The sequence below is a fragment of the Streptomyces scopuliridis genome, assembly GCF_042790125.1.
In the GTDB taxonomy this organism is placed as follows: Bacteria; Actinomycetota; Actinomycetes; order Streptomycetales; family Streptomycetaceae; genus Streptomyces; species Streptomyces scopuliridis_A.
Map to the genome: position 1 here is coordinate 450,366 of NZ_JBHTZS010000001.1, position 17,133 is coordinate 467,498.

The 17,133-nt window shown below is 70.6% G+C and carries 14 protein-coding genes; 6 read left to right on the forward strand and 8 right to left on the reverse strand.

Translation table 11 applies throughout. The features are described from left to right. Positions 1–39: 39 nt before the first annotated feature. Positions 40–1,683, reverse strand: coding sequence for an ABC-F family ATP-binding cassette domain-containing protein (locus ACFRKB_RS01795; RefSeq protein WP_383102395.1), 1,644 nt, complete (start codon positions 1,681–1,683; stop codon positions 40–42). A gap of 306 nt (positions 1,684–1,989) precedes the next feature. Then, positions 1,990–2,406 (reverse strand): spore wall synthesis regulator SsgD, encoded by a 417-nt coding sequence (ssgD, locus tag ACFRKB_RS01800; RefSeq protein ID WP_383102397.1) that lies wholly within the window; start codon positions 2,404–2,406, stop codon positions 1,990–1,992. Between the two features lie 164 nt (positions 2,407–2,570). On the opposite strand from ssgD, the gene ACFRKB_RS01805 reads away from it, so the two are divergent. Both ACFRKB_RS01805 and ACFRKB_RS01810 read left to right on the forward strand, forming a co-directional pair. Continuing rightward, entirely contained in the window at positions 2,571–2,936 is a 366-nt protein-coding gene (locus ACFRKB_RS01805) for a DUF1801 domain-containing protein (protein ID WP_383102399.1), read from the forward strand. A 46-nt stretch (positions 2,937–2,982) separates the two neighbouring features. Continuing rightward, positions 2,983–3,663 carry an endonuclease V gene (locus ACFRKB_RS01810; RefSeq protein WP_383102401.1) on the forward strand — a complete coding sequence of 227 codons (681 nt, stop codon included), beginning with the start codon at positions 2,983–2,985 and terminating at the stop codon, positions 3,661–3,663. Positions 3,664–3,756: 93 nt separating this feature from the next. Here the strand turns inward: ACFRKB_RS01810 and ACFRKB_RS01815 are convergent, their stop codons facing one another. Further along, positions 3,757–4,965, reverse strand: coding sequence for a saccharopine dehydrogenase family protein (locus tag ACFRKB_RS01815; protein WP_383102403.1), 1,209 nt, complete (start codon positions 4,963–4,965; stop codon positions 3,757–3,759). Positions 4,966–5,215: 250 nt separating this feature from the next. Here ACFRKB_RS01815 and ACFRKB_RS01820 point away from each other — a divergent pair, with 250 nt between their 5' ends. The 4 genes from ACFRKB_RS01820 to ACFRKB_RS01835 all read left to right on the forward strand — a co-directional run bounded on the left by ACFRKB_RS01820 (position 5,216) and on the right by ACFRKB_RS01835 (position 11,099). Continuing rightward, positions 5,216–6,406 carry a CaiB/BaiF CoA transferase family protein gene (locus ACFRKB_RS01820; protein WP_383102405.1) on the forward strand — a complete coding sequence of 397 codons (1,191 nt, stop codon included), beginning with the start codon at positions 5,216–5,218 and terminating at the stop codon, positions 6,404–6,406. 1 nt (position 6,407) lies between these two features. Then, a complete protein-coding gene (locus tag ACFRKB_RS01825; RefSeq protein ID WP_383102406.1) occupies positions 6,408–7,565 on the forward strand; it encodes an acyl-CoA dehydrogenase family protein in 1,158 nt (385 codons plus the stop codon). Between the two features lie 46 nt (positions 7,566–7,611). Further along, the gene (locus ACFRKB_RS01830) at positions 7,612–8,826 is read left to right on the forward strand and encodes an acetyl-CoA C-acetyltransferase (RefSeq protein WP_383102407.1); all 1,215 of its coding nucleotides are present in this window, start codon (positions 7,612–7,614) and stop codon (positions 8,824–8,826) included. Positions 8,827–8,897: 71 nt separating this feature from the next. After that, positions 8,898–11,099, forward strand: coding sequence for a 3-hydroxyacyl-CoA dehydrogenase NAD-binding domain-containing protein (locus tag ACFRKB_RS01835; protein WP_383102409.1), 2,202 nt, complete (start codon positions 8,898–8,900; stop codon positions 11,097–11,099). 82 nt (positions 11,100–11,181) lie between these two features. Here ACFRKB_RS01835 and ACFRKB_RS01840 read toward each other — a convergent pair whose 3' ends face one another. From ACFRKB_RS01840 to ACFRKB_RS01860, 5 genes are all read right to left on the reverse strand, one after another. After that, positions 11,182–11,913, reverse strand: coding sequence for a MerR family transcriptional regulator (locus ACFRKB_RS01840; protein ID WP_383102411.1), 732 nt, complete (start codon positions 11,911–11,913; stop codon positions 11,182–11,184). 185 nt (positions 11,914–12,098) lie between these two features. Next, positions 12,099–13,496 (reverse strand): GH1 family beta-glucosidase, encoded by a 1,398-nt coding sequence (locus ACFRKB_RS01845; protein ID WP_383102413.1) that lies wholly within the window; start codon positions 13,494–13,496, stop codon positions 12,099–12,101. Positions 13,497–13,590: 94 nt separating this feature from the next. Next, on the reverse strand, positions 13,591–14,496 hold the full coding sequence (locus tag ACFRKB_RS01850; protein ID WP_383102415.1) for a carbohydrate ABC transporter permease: 906 nt from the start codon (positions 14,494–14,496) through the stop codon (positions 13,591–13,593). Further along, positions 14,493–15,461, reverse strand: coding sequence for a carbohydrate ABC transporter permease (locus ACFRKB_RS01855; RefSeq protein ID WP_365971887.1), 969 nt, complete (start codon positions 15,459–15,461; stop codon positions 14,493–14,495). Before ACFRKB_RS01855 ends, ACFRKB_RS01850 begins: the two co-directional genes overlap by 4 nt. 151 nt (positions 15,462–15,612) lie before the next feature. Further along, positions 15,613–16,917 carry an ABC transporter substrate-binding protein gene (locus ACFRKB_RS01860; RefSeq protein ID WP_365971886.1) on the reverse strand — a complete coding sequence of 435 codons (1,305 nt, stop codon included), beginning with the start codon at positions 16,915–16,917 and terminating at the stop codon, positions 15,613–15,615. Positions 16,918–17,133: the final 216 nt, after the last annotated feature.

Sequence of the window (17,133 nt, forward strand, 5' to 3'; positions counted from 1 at the left end):
ATCTTCCGTCGGGTTTTCCCGGTCGGCGTCCGGCTGGGCCTACGGCTTCGGCGGCGCCCCCTCCCGTACCTCCTCGGCGGTGGTGTCGCGCAGTTCTCCGTCGAGCAGCAGCCAGCGGGTGATGCCGAGCGACTCCAGGAACGGCACATCATGGCTCGCCACGATCAGCGCGCCCTCGTAGGACTCCAGGGCGGCCGTGAGCCGGCGCACCCCGGCCATGTCGAGATTGTTCGTCGGCTCGTCCAGCATCAGCAGCCGCGGCGCCGGCTCCGCGAGCAGCAGCGCGGCGAGCGAGGCCCGGAAACGCTCCCCGCCGGAGAGGGTCCCGGCCGGCTGGTCGGCGCGCGCGCCCCGGAACAGGAAACGCGCCAGCCGCGCCCTGATCATGTTGTTCGTCGCCCCGGGCGCGAACCGCGCGACATTCTCCACCACACTCAGCGTGTCGTCGAGGACATCCAGCCGCTGCGGCAGAAAGCGCAGCGGAACGTGCGCCAGCGCCTCACCGGAGGCCGGCGCCAGCTCCCCGGCGACCGTACGCAGCAGGGTGGTCTTGCCCGAGCCGTTGCGGCCGACGAGCGCGATCCGCTCGGGGCCGCGGATCTCGAACTGGCCCCTGGCCTCGGCCCCGTACCGCAGTCGCAGCTCGCGCAGGGTGAGCACGTCGCTGCCGGGATGGACCGTGGTGCGCGGCAGTTCGATACGGATCTCGTCGTCGTCCCGTACCGCGTCCACCGCTTCGTCCAGGCGCTCCCTCGCCTCGGCCAGCCGCTCGGTGTGCAGGATGCGGTGCTTGCCCGCGGACTCCTGGGCGGTGCGCTTGCGCATTCTCATCACCGCCCGGGGCTCCCGCTTGCTGTCGTACATCTTCTGTCCGTACCTCACACGCTTGGCCAACTTCTGCTGCGCGTCGGCCAGTTCGCGCTTCTGCCGCTGTACGTCGGCCTCCGCGACCCGCACCATGCGTTCGGCCGCCTCCTGTTCCTGGGCGAGCGTCTCCTCGTACGCCGTGTAGTTGCCGCCGTACCACCGCACCTCGCCGTCCCGCAGATCGGCGATCTGGTCGACGCGTTCGAGGAGTTCACGGTCATGGCTGACCACGACCATCACACCGGACCAGCTGTCGACCGCGTCGTACAGCCGCCGCCGCGCGTGCAGATCGAGGTTGTTCGTCGGCTCGTCGAGCAGCAGCACCGCGGGGGCTGCCAGCAGGAGCGCGGCCAGCCGGAGCAGCACGCACTCGCCGCCGGACATCTCGCCGATGGTCCGGTCGAGACCGAGATGCCCGAGGCCGAGCTGGGCGAGGGCGGCATGGGCCCGCTCCTCGACGTCCCAGTCGTCGCCGACGGCGGTGAAGTGCTCCTCGCTCGCGTCGCCCGCCTCGATGGCGTGCAGCGCGGTACGCGCCGCGGCGATCCCGAGGGCCTCGTCCACCCGCAGTGCGGTGTCGAGTACCACGGTCTGCGGCAGATAACCGATCTCGCCGGCGACCTTGATCGTGCCGTCGGCCGGGGCCAGTTCGCCCGCGATCAGCCGCAACAGCGTTGACTTTCCTGCCCCGTTGAGTCCGATCAGGCCCGTTCTGCCTGGGCCGACGGCCAGTTGGAAGCCATCGAACACACCGGTCCCGTCGGGCCAGGTGAACGAGAGAGCGGTGCAGGTGATGAAGGTGGGGGAAGTAGACATAAGGTCTCCGGTCGCCGCGGGGGGTCATGGTGTGCAGGGCAACGGATGGAGACACCGCGAGAGGGAGGATCCCGGACGGGCGGGCAGGACAGCTCGGCAGCCGAGGTCACACACGAGGCGCACAACGGCCGGAAGAACCGGCGGAGGCTGTGCGGCAGCGGTGTCTCAGGACCTCAGAAGAGCAACGTCCTACTCCAATCGGCGACAACAGGACAACGGCCCCCACCGTAGGGAGGGGGCTCGGGGTCGTCAACGCGATTAAGGCCGCGGGGGTACGGATACGTAGGCGCGGGCGCGGGCGTGGGCTCAGCAGGCGTCGCGCAGCAGCTCGGTCAGGTCGTGGTCGAGATCCAGATAGAGATGCTCGTGACCGGCCGGGACGACATCCTCCGCGCGCTCCAGGAAACGCCGCAGCTCCGAGGTGCGCAGATGGACCATCGCGGTGCCCTCGGGAGCGTGGAACTCCAGCACCGTACGGCCGTACCCGAAGGGCCGCACCCGTACGTCCCCGACCCCGACCGGCTCGGTCATGCCCGTCACCAGCAGCTCACGGGAGAATTCCCAGGTCACCTCGGTGCCCTCCAGTGTCGCCGGGGGCGGGAACGCCATGCGTACGGCGAAGGGGTCCGCCCGGTCGTAGCGCAGGGTCGCGGGCACGGTCTCCAGCCGGGGAACGGTCGCGACCAGCCGGGCCTGTACGGCCTGTTCAATGACGAGCGTCATGGTCTGCTCCCCTTCGCCGGACCTGGATGAGGTCTCCTTCTAAGGAGAAAGACGGCGGAGCGCCGCGATACGTGCTCCAAAACGGGAGTGAGCTGTGTCACCGTGCGGCGGCCGGTCTCCCGCGCTGTGCGTACGGGGCTTCGAATCCGGCATAGCCTTCTGGAATGGTGCGGAGCGAGGCGAACGATGTGGCCGGCTATCTGGCGGAGGTGCCCGAGGAGCGCAGGGACGCTCTGGCCAGGCTGCGACGGCTGTGCCGGGCGGAGCTGGAGGGCTTCGACGAGGTCATGGCGTACGGGATGCCCGCGTACGAGCGGAACGGCGCCGCCGAGATCGCGTTCGCCAGCCAGAAGCAGTACATCTCCTTCTACCTCATGCGCGGCGATGTCCGCGAGGCGTTCGGGGAACGGCTGGCCGGGCAGGACATGGGCAAGGGCTGCCTGCGGTTCCGCAGACCGGAGAACATCGACTTCGACCTGGTGCGGGACCTGCTCAGAGCGACGGCGGCGCGGCCGGGCGAGATCTGCTGACGACGGCCCCTGCCCGGGGCCGGGCACGGCCTAAGGTGTGATCACCATGCGGATGATCAGAACACCCGAGGACGAGGCCGAGGCCCGCGCCATCCAGGACGAGCTGCGCGGTCTGGTCGTACGGGACGAGCCGGGACCGCCGCCCGGTACCGGGCTGGTGACGGGGGTGGACGTGGCGTACGACGACGCGCGGGATGTCGTCGCCGCCGCGGCCGTCGTGCTCGACGCCGCCACCCTCGCCGTTGTCGAGGAGGCCACGGCCGTCGGTACGGTCGCCTTCCCGTACGTACCCGGACTGCTGGCCTTCCGCGAGATCCCCACCGTCCTGGCCGCCCTCGAAGCGCTCACCTCGGACCCGGGTCTCGTCGTCTGCGACGGCTACGGCCGGGCCCATCCGCGGCGCTTCGGGCTCGCCGCGCACCTCGGGGTGATCACCGGTCTGCCGGTGATCGGCGTGGCGAAGAACCCGTTCACGTTCTCGTACGAGCAGCCCGGCGGCCGGCGCGGGGACTCCTCGCCGCTGCTGGCCGACGACGGCGAGGAGGTGGGGCGCGCGCTGCGGACGCAGGAGGGCGTCAAGCCGGTGTTCGTCTCGGTCGGCCATCGCGTCGACCTCGCCAACGCCTGCGCGCACACACTGCGACTGGCGCGCGACTACCGCCTTCCCGAGTCCACCCGGCGGGCCGACGCGCTCTGCCGCCGCGCGCTGCGCGAGGCGACCGGCTAGCCGAGTAGGTCCGAAGTGGCGTCGTCCGCCCCCTCCGGGCAGACGGGACTTCGGACTTACTCGTCCAGGTCCCGCCCGGCCGGTCTTCGCGGATCAGGCCGACGCGTCCAGCTCGTGCGCGTCCACGATCCTGAACCCCATCCCCGCCGCCCGCAGCCGTCCCAGCAGCGCGTCGCCCATCGCCACCGCCGGGGTCACCTGGCCCGAGGTGTCGGGCAGTTCGTCCAGGGCGAGCGAGAGCGCCGACTCGGCCAGCATCTTCGCCGACTCGTCATAGCCGGGGTCGCCGCCCGAGACCTCGGTGAAGACCCGGTGGCCGCCGCCCGTGCCCACCAGGCGCAGCGTGAAGCTGCTCGCCTGCCTGCGTTCCGGGCCGGGGCCGGTGCCCGACTCGAACCGTCGCCTCAACCAGCTCCGGACCGGGGGCAGTTGGGCCAGCGCGACGCCCACCCCGGCCGCCGCGGTCCCGCCCAGCGCCACCGGCAGCGTCTTCACCCCGGCGAAGTAGCGGTAGCGGAAATCGGGGCCGTAGCGCGGCAGCGCGGCTGCCGAGCGCGCCACCACCTGTGCGTCGAGCGTCGGCAGCGGCAGCGCCCAGTACCCGGTCTCCCGGCTGAAGTGCGGTGCGCCGAGGGACCCCCGCACGCGGCGGTCGAGCTGCCTCGGCTCGTACAGCCGCCGCTCCCGCGCGGCGTGCAGCGACTGCCGGCCGCGGCTCATGACCGTCATCACGGAAGCGAGCGTTCCGCCGGAGAAGAGGGCGTTGGAGCGTACGAACGCGTCCACGCGCAGCGGTACGTCCTCCGGCAGCCGCTGGACGGTGAGGTACGTGCCCAGATCGCTGGGTACCGCGTCGAAGCCGCAGGCGTGCACGAGCCGCGCCCCGGTCTCCCGGGCGCGGACGTCGTACCGCGGGTACATCCGGTCCAGGAACTCCGCCTCGCCGCACAGGTCCGCGTAGTCCGTCCCCGCCTCCGCACACGCCGCGACGAGCCCCTCCCCGTACCAGAGATACGGCCCGACGGTCGACGCGACGACCCGCGCGGACTCGGCGAGGGCCCGCAGCGACTCGGGGTCCGCCGAGTCGGCCTGGAGTACGGGGAGCACGGCGCAGCCCGGATTGAGCGCGGTGAGCCGTTCCCGCAGCCGCTCCAGCCGGGCGCGGTCGCGGCCCGCGATGGCCCAGCGGCAGTTCTCCGGCGCGTGGGCCGCGAGATACTCCGCGGTCAGCGTCCCCACGAAGCCGGTCGCTCCGAAGAGCACGATGTCGTACGGGCGCTCCGTCCCGTGCCTCCTGGTCATTGGCTCCTCCGCCGTTCGCCCCGCGCCATTGCCGGTGGCCGAGACTAGTGCCCCGCCCGACGCTAGCGTGAGATCGGACGGCAGCCCGGCGGGAACGCTCATCGCGAACCGGTCCGGGTCGGCATAGGCTCGACAGAGAACTAAGCGCTTGCTCGGCCCGAGGGGTTGTGCGGAGTGGAACACGTTCTTAGCATCACTGCTGTTACATCAGTTGTGTCACACAGTGCCGGGAGCCGGGAGAGGCCCTTATATGGCAGCCGCAGGAAACGGTCCGCTGACGGGTGTGCGGGTGGTCGAGCTGGCCGGTATCGGCCCCGGCCCCTTCGCCGCGATGACCCTCGCCGATCTCGGCGCCGATGTCGTACGGGTCGACCGTCCCGGCGGCGCGGGGCTCGGTATCGATCCGGCGTACGACCTGACCAACCGCAACAAGCGCTCCGTTCTGATCGATCTCAAGTCCGAGGACGGCGCGGCCCGCGTCCTCGATCTGGCCGAGCGCGCCGACGTACTCATCGAGGGCTACCGGCCGGGGGTCGCCGAGCGGCTCGGCGTCGGCCCCCGGGAGTGCCTGGACCGCAACCCGCGGCTGGTGTACGGGCGCATGACCGGCTGGGGCCAGGACGGCCCGCTCGCCGAGCGTGCCGGGCACGACATCGGCTATATCGCCGTCACCGGCGCGCTCTCCATGATCGGCACGGCCGGGGAGCCCCCCGCGCTCCCGGCGAACCTCCTCGGCGACTACGCGGGCGGCTCGCTCTATCTGGTCATCGGGATCCTCGCCGCGCTCCAGCACGCGCGTACGCCCGACGGCACGGGACAGGTGGTGGACGCGGCGATCGTGGACGGCACCACCCATCTCACCACCATGATCCACGCCATGATGGGCGCGGGCGGCTGGCAGGACCGCCGGGGTGCCAATCTGCTCGACGGAGGCAGTCCGTTCTACGGGTCGTACGAGACCGCCGACGGTGAGTACATGGCGGTCGGCGCGCTGGAGCAGCGGTTCTACAACGAGTTCGTGGAACTGCTGGGCATCGCCGAAGAGCTTCCGCCGCGCAAGGACTTCGGGCGCTGGGACGAGCTGCGCGAGGCGGTCGCGGCCCGGTTCAGGACGAAGACCCGCGAGGAGTGGACGGCGGTCTTCGAGGGTTCCGACGCCTGTGTCGCGCCGGTGCTCTCCCTGCGCGAGGCCCCGGCCCACCCCCATCTGGCGGCCCGCGGCACCTTCACCGACCACGCGGGGCTCACCCAGCCCGCCCCCGCGCCGAGGTTCTCCGTCACTCCCGGGTCGGTGCGCCGCCCGCCCGCGCGGCCCGGCGCGGACACCGCCGAGGTGACCCGCGACTGGGATCTGCCCGTACGCCCCGAGGCCGTACGCCCCGAGGCCCTACGCGCCACTCCCGGCCACGCCGAGCCCGAACGCACCAAGGAGGGCAGCTGAGTTGAAGCGCCAGATCTTCGCCGCCGAGCACGAGGCGTTCCGCGCGACCGTCCGTACCTTCCTGGCCAAGGAGGTACTGCCGCACTACGGACAGTGGGAGAAGGACGGGATCGTGAGCCGTGAGGCATGGCTCGCGGCGGGCCGGCAGGGGCTGCTGGGGCTCGCCGTCCCCGAGGAGTACGGAGGCGGCGGCACCACCGACTTCCGCTACAGCGCCGTCCTCGCCGAGGAGTTCACCCGCGCGGGCGCCGCCGGGCTGGCGATCGGCCTGCACAACGACATGATCGGCCCCTACCTCACCACCCTGGGCACGGAGGAGCAGAAGCGGCGCTGGCTGCCCGGCTTCTGCTCCGGCGAGACCATCACCGCCATCGCGATGACGGAACCGGGCGCGGGCTCCGATCTTCAGGGCATCCGCACCGCCGCCGAGGACCGCGGCGACCACTGGCTGCTCAACGGCTCGAAGACCTTCATCTCCAACGGCATCCTCGCCGATCTGGTGATCGTGGTCGCGCGGACGACCCCCGAGGGCGGTGCGAAGGGGCTGTCCCTGCTGGTCGTCGAGCGTGGCACGGACGGGTTCGGACGCGGCCGGAACCTCGACAAGATCGGCCAGAAGTCCCAGGACACCGCCGAACTGTTCTTCCACGACGTCCGGGTCCCCAAGGAGAACCTGCTCGGCGAACTCCACGGCGCCTTCGGCCATCTGATGACCCATCTGGCCCAGGAGCGGCTGCATATCGCGATGGCCGCGACCGCGGGCGCCGAGCATCTGCTGGAGATCACCACGCGTTATGTGAAGGAGCGGGAGGCGTTCGGACGGCCGCTCGCCCAACTCCAGCACATACGCTTCGAGATCGCGGAGATGGCCACCGAGTGCGCCGTCACCCGCTCCTTCCTCGACCGCTGCATCACCGATCACTCGGTCGGCGAACTCGACGCCGTCCACGCCTCGATGGCCAAGTGGTGGGCCACCGAACTCCAGAAGCGGATCGCCGACCGCTGTGTTCAACTGCACGGCGGCTACGGCTATATGACGGAGTATCCGGTCGCCAGGGCCTTCACCGACAGCCGGATACAGACGATCTACGGCGGTACGACCGAGATCATGAAGGAGATCATCGGCCGCTCGCTCCTCTCTCCGGATCCGCACACCTGACCCCCCCACCGTTCTGTTCGCCTCCCCTACCCGAAAGGCAGTCGCCGTGAGTACCGAAGCGTTCGTCTACGACGCGATCCGCACCCCGCGGGGCCGGGGCAAGGCCCATGGCGCCCTGCACGGCACGAAGCCGATCGATCTCGTCGTCGGACTGATCCATGAGCTGCGCCGCCGCTTCCCCGGGCTCGACCCGGCGGCGATCGATGACATCGTGCTGGGAGTGGTGAGCCCGCTCGGTGACCAGGGCTCGGACATCGCCCGGATCGCGGCCGTCGCCGCCGGGCTGCCCGACTCCGTCGCCGGCGTACAGGAGAACCGCTTCTGCGCCTCCGGTCTGGAGGCCGTCAATCTGGCCGCCGCCAAGATCCGCTCCGGCTGGGAGGATCTGATCCTCGCGGGCGGCGTCGAGTCGATGTCGCGGGTGCCGATGGGCTCCGACGGCGGCGCCTGGGCGATGGACCCGATGACCAGCTTCGCGACGGGCTTCGCCCCGCAGGGCATCGGCGCCGACCTGATCGCCACCCTCGGCGGCTTCAGCAGGCGCGACGTGGACGAGTACGCCGCGCTGTCCCAGGAGCGGGCGGCCACCGCGTGGAAGGAGGGCCGCTTCGAGCGCTCGGTCGTGCCCGTCCTCGACCGCAACGGGCTCACCGTCCTCGACCACGACGAGCACATGCGCCCCGGCACCACCGCCGACTCGCTCGCCGCCCTGAAGCCGTCGTTCGCCGCGATCGGCGAGGCGGGCGGATTCGACGCCGTCGTCCTCCAGAAGTACCACTGGGTCGAGACGATCGACCACGTCCACCACGCGGGCAACTCGTCCGGCATCGTGGACGGCGCCGCGCTGGTCGCCATCGGCTCCCGCGAGACCGGCGAGCGCTACGGCCTCACGCCCCGCGCCCGGATCGTCTCCGCGGCCGTCTCCGGCTCCGAGCCGACCATCATGCTGACCGGTCCCGCCCCCGCCAGCCGCAAGGCACTCGCCAAGGCCGGGCTGACCATCGACGACATCGATCTCGTCGAGATCAATGAAGCCTTCGCGGCGGTCGTCCTGCGCTTCGTCGGCGAGATGGGCCTCTCGCTGGACAAGGTCAATGTCAACGGCGGCGCCATCGCGCTCGGCCATCCGCTCGGGGCCACCGGCGCGATGATCCTCGGCACCCTCGTGGACGAACTGGAGCGCCAGGACAAGCGGTACGGCCTCGCCACGCTCTGCGTCGGCGGCGGAATGGGGGTCGCCACCATCGTGGAACGCCTCTGACGGCCCGTACTCCCCGCCCGCCCGGACCCCGCCCGGACCCCGTCCGGATTCCCCCGATACGGAGCAGCAGTATGAGCGAGTCCACCACCCCGGCCTCCCCGGCGATTCGCTGGGAGCAGGACGCGACCGGCGTCGTCACCCTCGTCCTCGACGACCCCGTCCAGTCCGCCAACACCATGAACCAGGCGTTCCGGCAGTCCATCGCGGCGATCGCCGACCGCGCGGAGGCCGAGAAGGACAGCATCCGCGGCATCATCGTCACCTCCGCGAAGAAGACCTTCTTCGCGGGCGGCGACCTCAAGGACATGATCAAGCTCGGTCCGGCCGACGCCGGGCAGGTCTTCGAGAGCAGCATGGCCATGAAGCGCGCCCTGCGCCGTATCGAGACCCTCGGCAAGCCCGTCGTCGCGGCCCTCAACGGCACGGCCCTGGGCGGCGGTTACGAGATCGCGCTGGCCTGCCACCACCGGATCGCGCTGGACGCGCCCGGCTCCAGGATCGGGCTGCCCGAGGTGACGCTCGGACTGCTGCCCGCGGGCGGCGGGGTCACCCGTACCGTACGGCTGATGGGCGTCGCCGACGCGCTGCTCAAGGTACTGCTCCAGGGCACCCAGTACACCCCGAGGCGCGCCCTCGACAACGGGCTGGTCCACGAACTCGCCGCCACCGGGGACGAGATGCTGGCGCGCGCCCGCGCCTTCATCGACGCCCACCCCGAGTCGTCCCAGCCGTGGGACGTCAAGGGCTACAAGATCCCCGGCGGTACGCCGTCCAGTCCCCGCTTCGCCGCGAATCTGCCCGCGTTCCCCGCCACCCTGAAGAAGCAGACGGCGGGCGCCCCCTATCCGGCGCCGCGCAATATCCTCGCGGCGGCCGTCGAGGGGTCCCAGGTCGACTTCGAGACCGCGCAGACCATCGAGGCCCGCTACTTCGCCGAACTGGTCACCGGCCAGACCGCGAAGAACATGATGCAGGCGTTCTTCTTCGACCTCCAGGCCGTCAACTCGGGCGCCGGCCGCCCCCAGGACATCGCGCCGCGCACCGTACGGAAGGTCGCCGTCCTCGGCGCCGGAATGATGGGCGCGGGCATCGCGTACTCCTGTGCGCGGGCCGGAATCGACGTCGTCCTGAAGGACGTGTCCGGGGAGGCCGCCGAGAAGGGGAAGGCGTACTCCGGGAAGCTGCTCGCCAAAGCGCTCTCCCGGGGCCGTACGACCGAGGCCGAGCGGGACGCGCTGCTCGCCCGGATCACCCCGACCGCCGACCCCGCCGACCTCGCGGGATGCGACGCGGTGATCGAGGCGGTCTTCGAGGACACCGCGCTCAAGCACAAGGTGTTCCAGGAGATCCAGGACATCGTCGAGCCCGACGCGCTGCTCTGCTCCAACACCTCCACCCTGCCCATCACGGTGCTCGCCGAGGGCGTCTCCCGGCCCGCCGACTTCATCGGGCTGCACTTCTTCTCACCGGTCGACAAGATGCCGCTCGTGGAGATCATCAAGGGCGAGCGGACCGGGGACGAGGCACTGGCCCGCGCGTTCGATCTGGTGCGCGCGATCAGGAAGACCCCGATCGTGGTCAACGACTCGCGCGGCTTCTTCACCTCGCGCGTGATCGGGCAGTTCATCAACGAGGGCGTGGCGCTGGTCGGTGAGGGCGTCGAGCCCGCCTCGGTCGAACAGGCCGCCGCGCAGGCCGGTTACCCCGCCAAGGTCCTCTCACTGATGGACGAGCTGACGCTCACCCTGCCCAGGAAGATCCGGAACGAGGCGAGGCGCGCGGCCGAGGAGGCCGGCGGCACCTGGACCGCGCACCCCGCGGACGCGGTCATCGACCGGATGGTGGACGAGTTCGGCCGGCCGGGACGCAGCGGGGGCGCGGGCTTCTACGAGTACGACGAGGACGGCAAGCGGACCCGCCTCTGGCCGGGCCTGCGCGAGCACTTCGGCCCGCCCGCCGGAGAGGCCCGTGCGGAGGTCCCGTTCCTCGACATGAAGGAGCGCATGCTCTTCTCCGAGGCGCTGGACTCCGTCCGCTGCCTGGAGGAGAACGTCCTCACCTCGGTCGCCGACGCCAATATCGGCTCCGTCATGGGCATCGGCTTCCCGGCCTGGACGGGCGGAGTGCTCCAGTACATCAACGGGTACGAGGGCGGCCTGCCCGGCTTCGTGGCGCGCGCCCGGGAGCTGGCGGAGCGGTACGGCGCCCGGTTCGAGCCGCCCGCGCTGCTGGTGCGGAAGGCGGAGAGGGGCGAGACGTTCGGCGACGCGTGAGACATGACGGGTGAGACGTCACGCGTGGGACGTGGTGCGCGCGGGTCGCGTCGATGACGTACGTACGCCTGCCGCGGAGTACTCACTCCGCCCGGAACGCGGCCCGCAGCTCCTCCTTCAGCGACCGCTGGAACGCCGTCACCAGCGCCTGCACCACCAGCGGCCGCATATGGGCCGAGAGCGACTTCATCGCCGCGACATGCTCGGGGTCGGACCCCTGGTTCCGGTACGGGGTCCACACCTCGTCCCGGAACAGCCGGGTCAGCTCGTACGCCGCCTCGCGCGTGTGCTCCAGCAGGACCGTGCGGGCGGCGAGGATCGTCTCGTGCGGGATCGGCACGTCCAGCAGCTCGACGCCGAGCCGCAGCAGCCCGAGATCGAGGCGGTAGCCGCCGTCCGGGCCCTCGGCGCGTACCAGGACGCCCATCGCGGCCAGCCGGTCGATGTCCTCCTCGGACAGCGCCCGGCCGGCCCTGCGCTCCAGCTCGGCCCGGGTCGCGTCCTCGGCGGTGTCGGGCGCCCACGAGGCCACCAGCGCCCGGTGGAAGGCCAGGTCCCGCGCGCTCAGATCGGGCGGCAGCCGCTCCAGATAGCGTTCGATCGCGGCGAGCGTCATGCCCAGGTGCTGAAGCTCCTCGATGAGGGCCAGCCGGGAGAGATGGTCCTGTCCGTAGTGGCCGACCCGGCGCGGCCCGATCACCGGCGGCGGCAGCAGCCCGCGGGTGCTGTAGAAGCGGATGGTGCGTACGGTGACCCCGGCGCGGGCCGCCAGCTCATCGACGGTGAGGGTCGGCTCCCCGTTGCCTGTGGCCATGTCCGCGCCTCGCCTTCCGCTGCTGTGGGCCGACAGATCGACAGGTCGACTCGGTGCAACAGTATTGCTGTGCCACCGGCGCTGTGAATGGGGCGCCGCCCCGGGCGGCGCGCCCCGGGGTGGCGCCCGGCGGAGGCCGGTCAGGGCCTGAACGTATGGCCGCGGCACGGTCCCAACGAGAGGACCTAGTCCAGACCGCCCCGGCCGATCACCCCCGCGTACCAGCGCGCGCTGTCCTTCACCGTGCGGCGCTGGGTCGCGAAGTCGACATGGACGATGCCGAACCGCTTGCTGTAGCCGTACGCCCACTCGAAGTTGTCCAGCAGCGACCAGAGGAAGTAGCCGCGCACCTTCGCCCCGTCCGCGATCGCGCGGTGGACGGCGTGGAGATGGGCACGCAGATAGGCCACCCGCTCGGGGTCGTGCACCGCGCCGGAGGGATCCGCGTAGTCGTCGTACGCCGCGCCGTTCTCGGTGACCATCAGCGGGGTGCCCGGCAGCTCGTCCCGCAGCCGCGTCAGCAGTTCGTAGAGTCCGTCCGCGTCCACCGGCCAGTCCATCGCGGTGCGCGGTCCCGGGGCCGGGACGAACCGCACCCGCTCCTCCGCGCCGGGCCACGGGGACGGGGTGTCGCAGGAGCCTGCCGCGACGACCGTGGGGGAGTAGTAGTTGATCCCCAGCGAGTCGATGGGCGTGGAGGCGGTCGCCAGATCGCCGTCCCGGACGAACGACCAGTCCGTCAGCGCGGCCGTTTCCTCGACCAGATCGGCGGGCAGCCGCCCGTGGAACACCGGATCGAGGAAGATCCGGTTCCCGAGGGCATCGATCCTGCGTACCGCGTCGAGATCGGCCGGCGAGTCCGTCAGCGGCCGGACCGCGTGCAGATTGAGGGTCAGCGAGATCTCGGACTTCCTCGGCAGCGCGTCGCGCAGCGCGCGGGTGGCCAGACCGTGGGCGAGATTGAAGTGGTGCGCGGCGCGCAGCGCGGCGACCGGATCCGTACGGCCCGGAGCGTGGACACCGGAGGCGTATCCCAGGAACGCCGCGCACCACGGCTCGTTGAGCGTGGTCCAGGTCGCCACCCGGTCGCCGAGGGCCTCGGCGACGATCCGCGCGTACTCCGCGAACCGCTCGGCCGTGTCGCGCTGCGGCCAGCCGCCGGCGTTCTCCAGCTCCTGGGGCAGATCCCAGTGGTAGAGCGTGGCGACCGGCCGGATCCCCGCCGCCAGCAACGCGTCCACCAGCCGCCGGTAGAAGTCCAGCCCGCGCTGTACGGCGGGGCCGCGGCCGGTCGGCTGGACGCGCGGCCAGGCCACCGAGAAGCGGTAGTCCGTGACCCCCAGCTCCTTCAGCAGAGCGACGTCCTCGTCCATCCGGTGGTAGTGGTCGGCGGCGATGTCGCCGGTGTCGCCGTTGCGGACCCGGCCGGGAGAGCGGCTGAAGGTGTCCCAGATGGACGGGGTACGGCCGTCCTCGGCGGCGGCACCCTCGATCTGGTACGCGGCGGTGGCCGTCCCCCAGCGGAAACCACGGGGGAAGCGCGGCTCCGCGGTGGTCTGGGGACGTGTGTCGACAGCGGTCATATGGAAGGAACTCCCGTGAGATGAGACAGAACGGTGGGGGAGGCGACGGCGGGGAACTCGTAGGGCGGCGGCGGGATGCGCGGCAGGAGGGGGATCAGCCCTTGACGGCGCCCTGCATGATGCCGCCGACGATCTGCCGGCCCAGCAGACCGAAGACCAGCAGCACGGGAAGCGTGCCGAGCAGGGTGCCCGCCATGATCACGGACTGGTCGTGCACATAGCCGCCGCCGAGCTGCCGCAGCGCCACCTGCACGGTCGGATTCTGTGAGGAGAGCGCGATGATCGGCCAGAAGAAGTCGTTCCAGGCGGCCATGAAGGTCAGCATCCCGAGCACGGCCATCCCCGGCCGGGCGATGGGCACCACGATCGACCAGAAGATCCGCGCCGTGGAGGCGCCGTCCACCCGGGCGGCCTCGATCAGCTCGTCGGGCAGCGACTGCACCAGATACTGGCGCATGAAGAACACCCCGAAGGCGGAGACGAGTCCGGGCAGGATGACGGCCTGGAGCTGGTTCACCCACTGGAGTTCGGCGATCAGCATGAACAGCGGGATCACGCCGAGCTGCGGCGGGATCATCATCGTGCCCACGGTCACGGCGAGCAGCGCGCCCCGGCCGCGGAAGCGCAGTTTGGCGAAGGCGAATCCGGCGAGCGTGCAGCACAGCACCGTACCCACGGTGATCGAACCGGACACGATGAAGGAGTTGAGGAGGGCCTTGCCGATATCGGCCTCCTCCAGTACCGCCTCGAAGTTACGGATGAGGTTCGGCCCCGGCAGCAGGCTCGGCGGCACCTGCGCCAGATCGGCGTTGGAGCGGCTGGCCGCGACGATCGTCCAGTAGAACGGGAACGCCGAGAAGAGCAGCGCGACGGCCAGGATCGCGTACGAGAGCCTGCCCCCGTGCATCGTGCGCCCGGCCCGGCTCCCGCGTCGTACGGACCGCCGTGGCCGGTCCTCGGTCCCCGGCGGCGGGGTGGGCGGTGCGGCGAGCGCGGTCATCGGCCGGCCTCCTTACGGGAACGGCGGCGGGCGATCAGGGCGTTGACGCCGACCAGCAGCAGGATCAGGACGAACATCACCCAGGCGATCGCGGCGGCCCGGCCCAGATGGAAGAAGCCCCAGCCCTGCTCGTACATATAGAGGCCGAGGGTCTGGTACTGATGCGCGATACCGCCCGAGATGGAGCCCTCGAAGAGCAGCGGCTCACCGAACAGCTGGGTCGCGCCGATCGTCGAGACGACGACGGTGAAGACGATCGTGGGGCGCAGCCCCGGCAGGGTGACATGGAGGAACTGCCGCCAGCGGGAGGCCCCGTCGACCTCGGCGGCCTCGTACAGCTCGCTGGGTATGGACTGCATCCCGGCCAGATAGATCAGCGCGTTGTAGCCGGTCCAGCGCCAGATGACGATGGACGAGACGGCGATCTGCGAGGCGACCGTACCGGTCTGCCAGTCCACCGGGTCGAAACCGACCAGCCCCAGCGCGTAGTTGATCAGACCGAAGTCGCGGCCGAAGAGCTGGGCGAAGACCAGTGTCGCGGCGGCGACGGAGGTGGCGTACGGCAGCAGGATCGCCGTACGGATGAAAGTCCGGCCGCGCAGCTTGTAGTTGAGCAGATGCGCCAGGCCCAGGGCCATCGCCAGCTGCGGGACGGTCGACAGCACCCCGATGGTGAAGGTGTTGCGCAGCGAGGTCCAGAAGAACTCGTCGGTGAAGAGCGCGGTGTAGTTGCCGAGCCCGCGCCACTCCATGTCGCCGGGTGTCTGGAGCTCCACCCGGTAGAGCGAGACGAACGCGGTGTAGAGCAGCGGGAACAGCCCGAAGGCCGCGAACAGCGTGAAGAACGGGGCGATATAGGCGTACGGGGAGAAGGCGCGCCAGGCGCGGCGCACGGCGGACGGCCGCGCGGCGGCCGGTCCTGACGGCGGCGGGGGCGCGGCCTTCGCGGTGGCGGTGAGGGTCATGGAACGGCCTTCGGAAGCGTGGGCGAGGGGGAAGGACGAGACCGGGGACAGGCCCTGGGCGTGGACGAGATGTGGAATCCGCCCGGAACCCGCCCCCGGGGACCGCGTCGGCCGACCCTGCGATCAGCCGATGACGATGACGACGCCGGTGTCAGCCGATGACGTTGTCGACGCCCTTCTTCGCGGTGGACCACGCCTTGTCGGACGAGGTGCCCTTGCGCTCCACCTCGCTCAGCGCGTTGGTGATCTGCTGGGCCACATTGGCGTCATGCACCCCGAGGACCTGTACGGGGGAGGACTTGGCCGCGTCACCGAAGATCTGGCCGATCGGCGCGTCCGAGAAGTACGGGTCCTTGGCGCCCGCGACCTTCTCGATGGCGCCCGTGGCGGACGGGAAGAGCCCCTGCTTCTGGAAGAGCTTGGCCTGCTGCTCGGGCGCGGTCAGCCATTCGATCAGCTCGTACGCCTCCTTCTTGTGCTTGGCGGCGCGCGGGACGGAGAGATACGAGCCGCCCCAGTTGCCCGCGCCACCGGGCAGCTTCGCGACGTCCCACTTGCCCGAACCGGCCTCCCCGGCCTGGCCCTTGATATAGCTGAGCATCCAGGCCGGGCACGGAATGGTGGCGAACGAGCCGGCCGCGAACGCCTGGTTCCACTGCGGCGACCACTGGTCGAGCTTGGCGCTCAGTCCGGAGTCCGCGGCTTCCACGGAGGTGTCCCAGGCGGTCTTCACGGCCGGGTTGTTCTCGTAGATCAGCTTTCCGGAGGCGTCGTAGTACCGCTCCTTCTCCTGGCCGATCATGATCGAGTAGAGGCTGCCGATGCTGTCGATCCAGGCGCCCTTCGCGGGTGCCTTCTTCTTGTACTCCTTGCCGAGCGCGAGATAGCCGTCCCAGGTGGACCACTTCTGGCTGAGCTCGTCACGGTCCGTCGGCAGCCCCGCCTGCTTGAACAGATCCGTGCGGTAGCACATCGCCTCGGGCCCGACGTCCGTGCCGAGCCCCAGGATCCGGCCGTCCTCCGTCGTGGCGGCGGACCACTTGGCTTCGGCGAACTGGTCCTTCAGCTTGTCCGCGCCGTACTGCTTCAAGTCTTCGAATTTGTCGGACTGCTGCTGGGTGACCGAGGCGATCCGGCCCACCTCGACGCCCTGCACGTCGCCGAGCCCGCCCCCGCCGGCCAGCCGGGTCTGGAGCGACTTCCAGTAGTCGGCCTCGTCCTCGGTGTCGCTCTGCTTGATCGTGATGTCCGGGTGGAGCTTCTGGTACTCCGCGTAGAGTCCCGCCTCCTTGTAGCCGAACGATCCGAAGAGGTCGACCGTCAGCGTGACCTTGCCACCCGCGCTGTCGGAGGTTCCGCCCGAGGAACCGGATCCGCATGCGGCGAGGAGTGCTCCGGAGAGCACGACCGCACCGAGACGGACTGCGGCCCTCCTGACGGCTCGGGCGTTGGGCATGGGAAGCCTCCCTTGGCTTCGGAATACAACGGAGTACCCACGAGAGGCATTTGAGAGCGCTCTCAAGGATGGTGTGGAGCGTGCCCCGGCCCGCCACCCTTCGTCAAGACTCGAACACATAACGGCTGTCGGTCCGGACCAAGGCTCATCGTGAACTGCCGTCCGCGCCAGACGTATTGACACTTCTGTTTCAGGAGTTTTACGTTTCCTGCCATC

Excerpts from the sequence above, each read along its gene's own strand:
- ACFRKB_RS01795 (WP_383102395.1), bottom strand. The coding sequence starts at position 1,683 with ATGTCTACTTCCCCCACCTTCATCACCTGCACCGCTCTCTCGTTCACC.
- ssgD (WP_383102397.1), bottom strand. The coding sequence starts at position 2,406 with ATGACGCTCGTCATTGAACAGGCCGTACAGGCCCGGCTGGTCGCGACC.
- ACFRKB_RS01805 (WP_383102399.1), top strand. The coding sequence starts at position 2,571 with ATGGTGCGGAGCGAGGCGAACGATGTGGCCGGCTATCTGGCGGAGGTG.
- ACFRKB_RS01810 (WP_383102401.1), top strand. The coding sequence starts at position 2,983 with ATGCGGATGATCAGAACACCCGAGGACGAGGCCGAGGCCCGCGCCATC.
- ACFRKB_RS01815 (WP_383102403.1), bottom strand. The coding sequence starts at position 4,965 with ATGACCAGGAGGCACGGGACGGAGCGCCCGTACGACATCGTGCTCTTC.
- ACFRKB_RS01820 (WP_383102405.1), top strand. The coding sequence starts at position 5,216 with ATGGCAGCCGCAGGAAACGGTCCGCTGACGGGTGTGCGGGTGGTCGAG.
- ACFRKB_RS01835 (WP_383102409.1), top strand. The coding sequence starts at position 8,898 with ATGAGCGAGTCCACCACCCCGGCCTCCCCGGCGATTCGCTGGGAGCAG.
- ACFRKB_RS01840 (WP_383102411.1), bottom strand. The coding sequence starts at position 11,913 with ATGGCCACAGGCAACGGGGAGCCGACCCTCACCGTCGATGAGCTGGCG.
- ACFRKB_RS01845 (WP_383102413.1), bottom strand. The coding sequence starts at position 13,496 with ATGACCGCTGTCGACACACGTCCCCAGACCACCGCGGAGCCGCGCTTC.
- ACFRKB_RS01850 (WP_383102415.1), bottom strand. The coding sequence starts at position 14,496 with ATGACCGCGCTCGCCGCACCGCCCACCCCGCCGCCGGGGACCGAGGAC.
- ACFRKB_RS01855 (WP_365971887.1), bottom strand. The coding sequence starts at position 15,461 with ATGACCCTCACCGCCACCGCGAAGGCCGCGCCCCCGCCGCCGTCAGGA.
- ACFRKB_RS01860 (WP_365971886.1), bottom strand. The coding sequence starts at position 16,917 with ATGCCCAACGCCCGAGCCGTCAGGAGGGCCGCAGTCCGTCTCGGTGCG.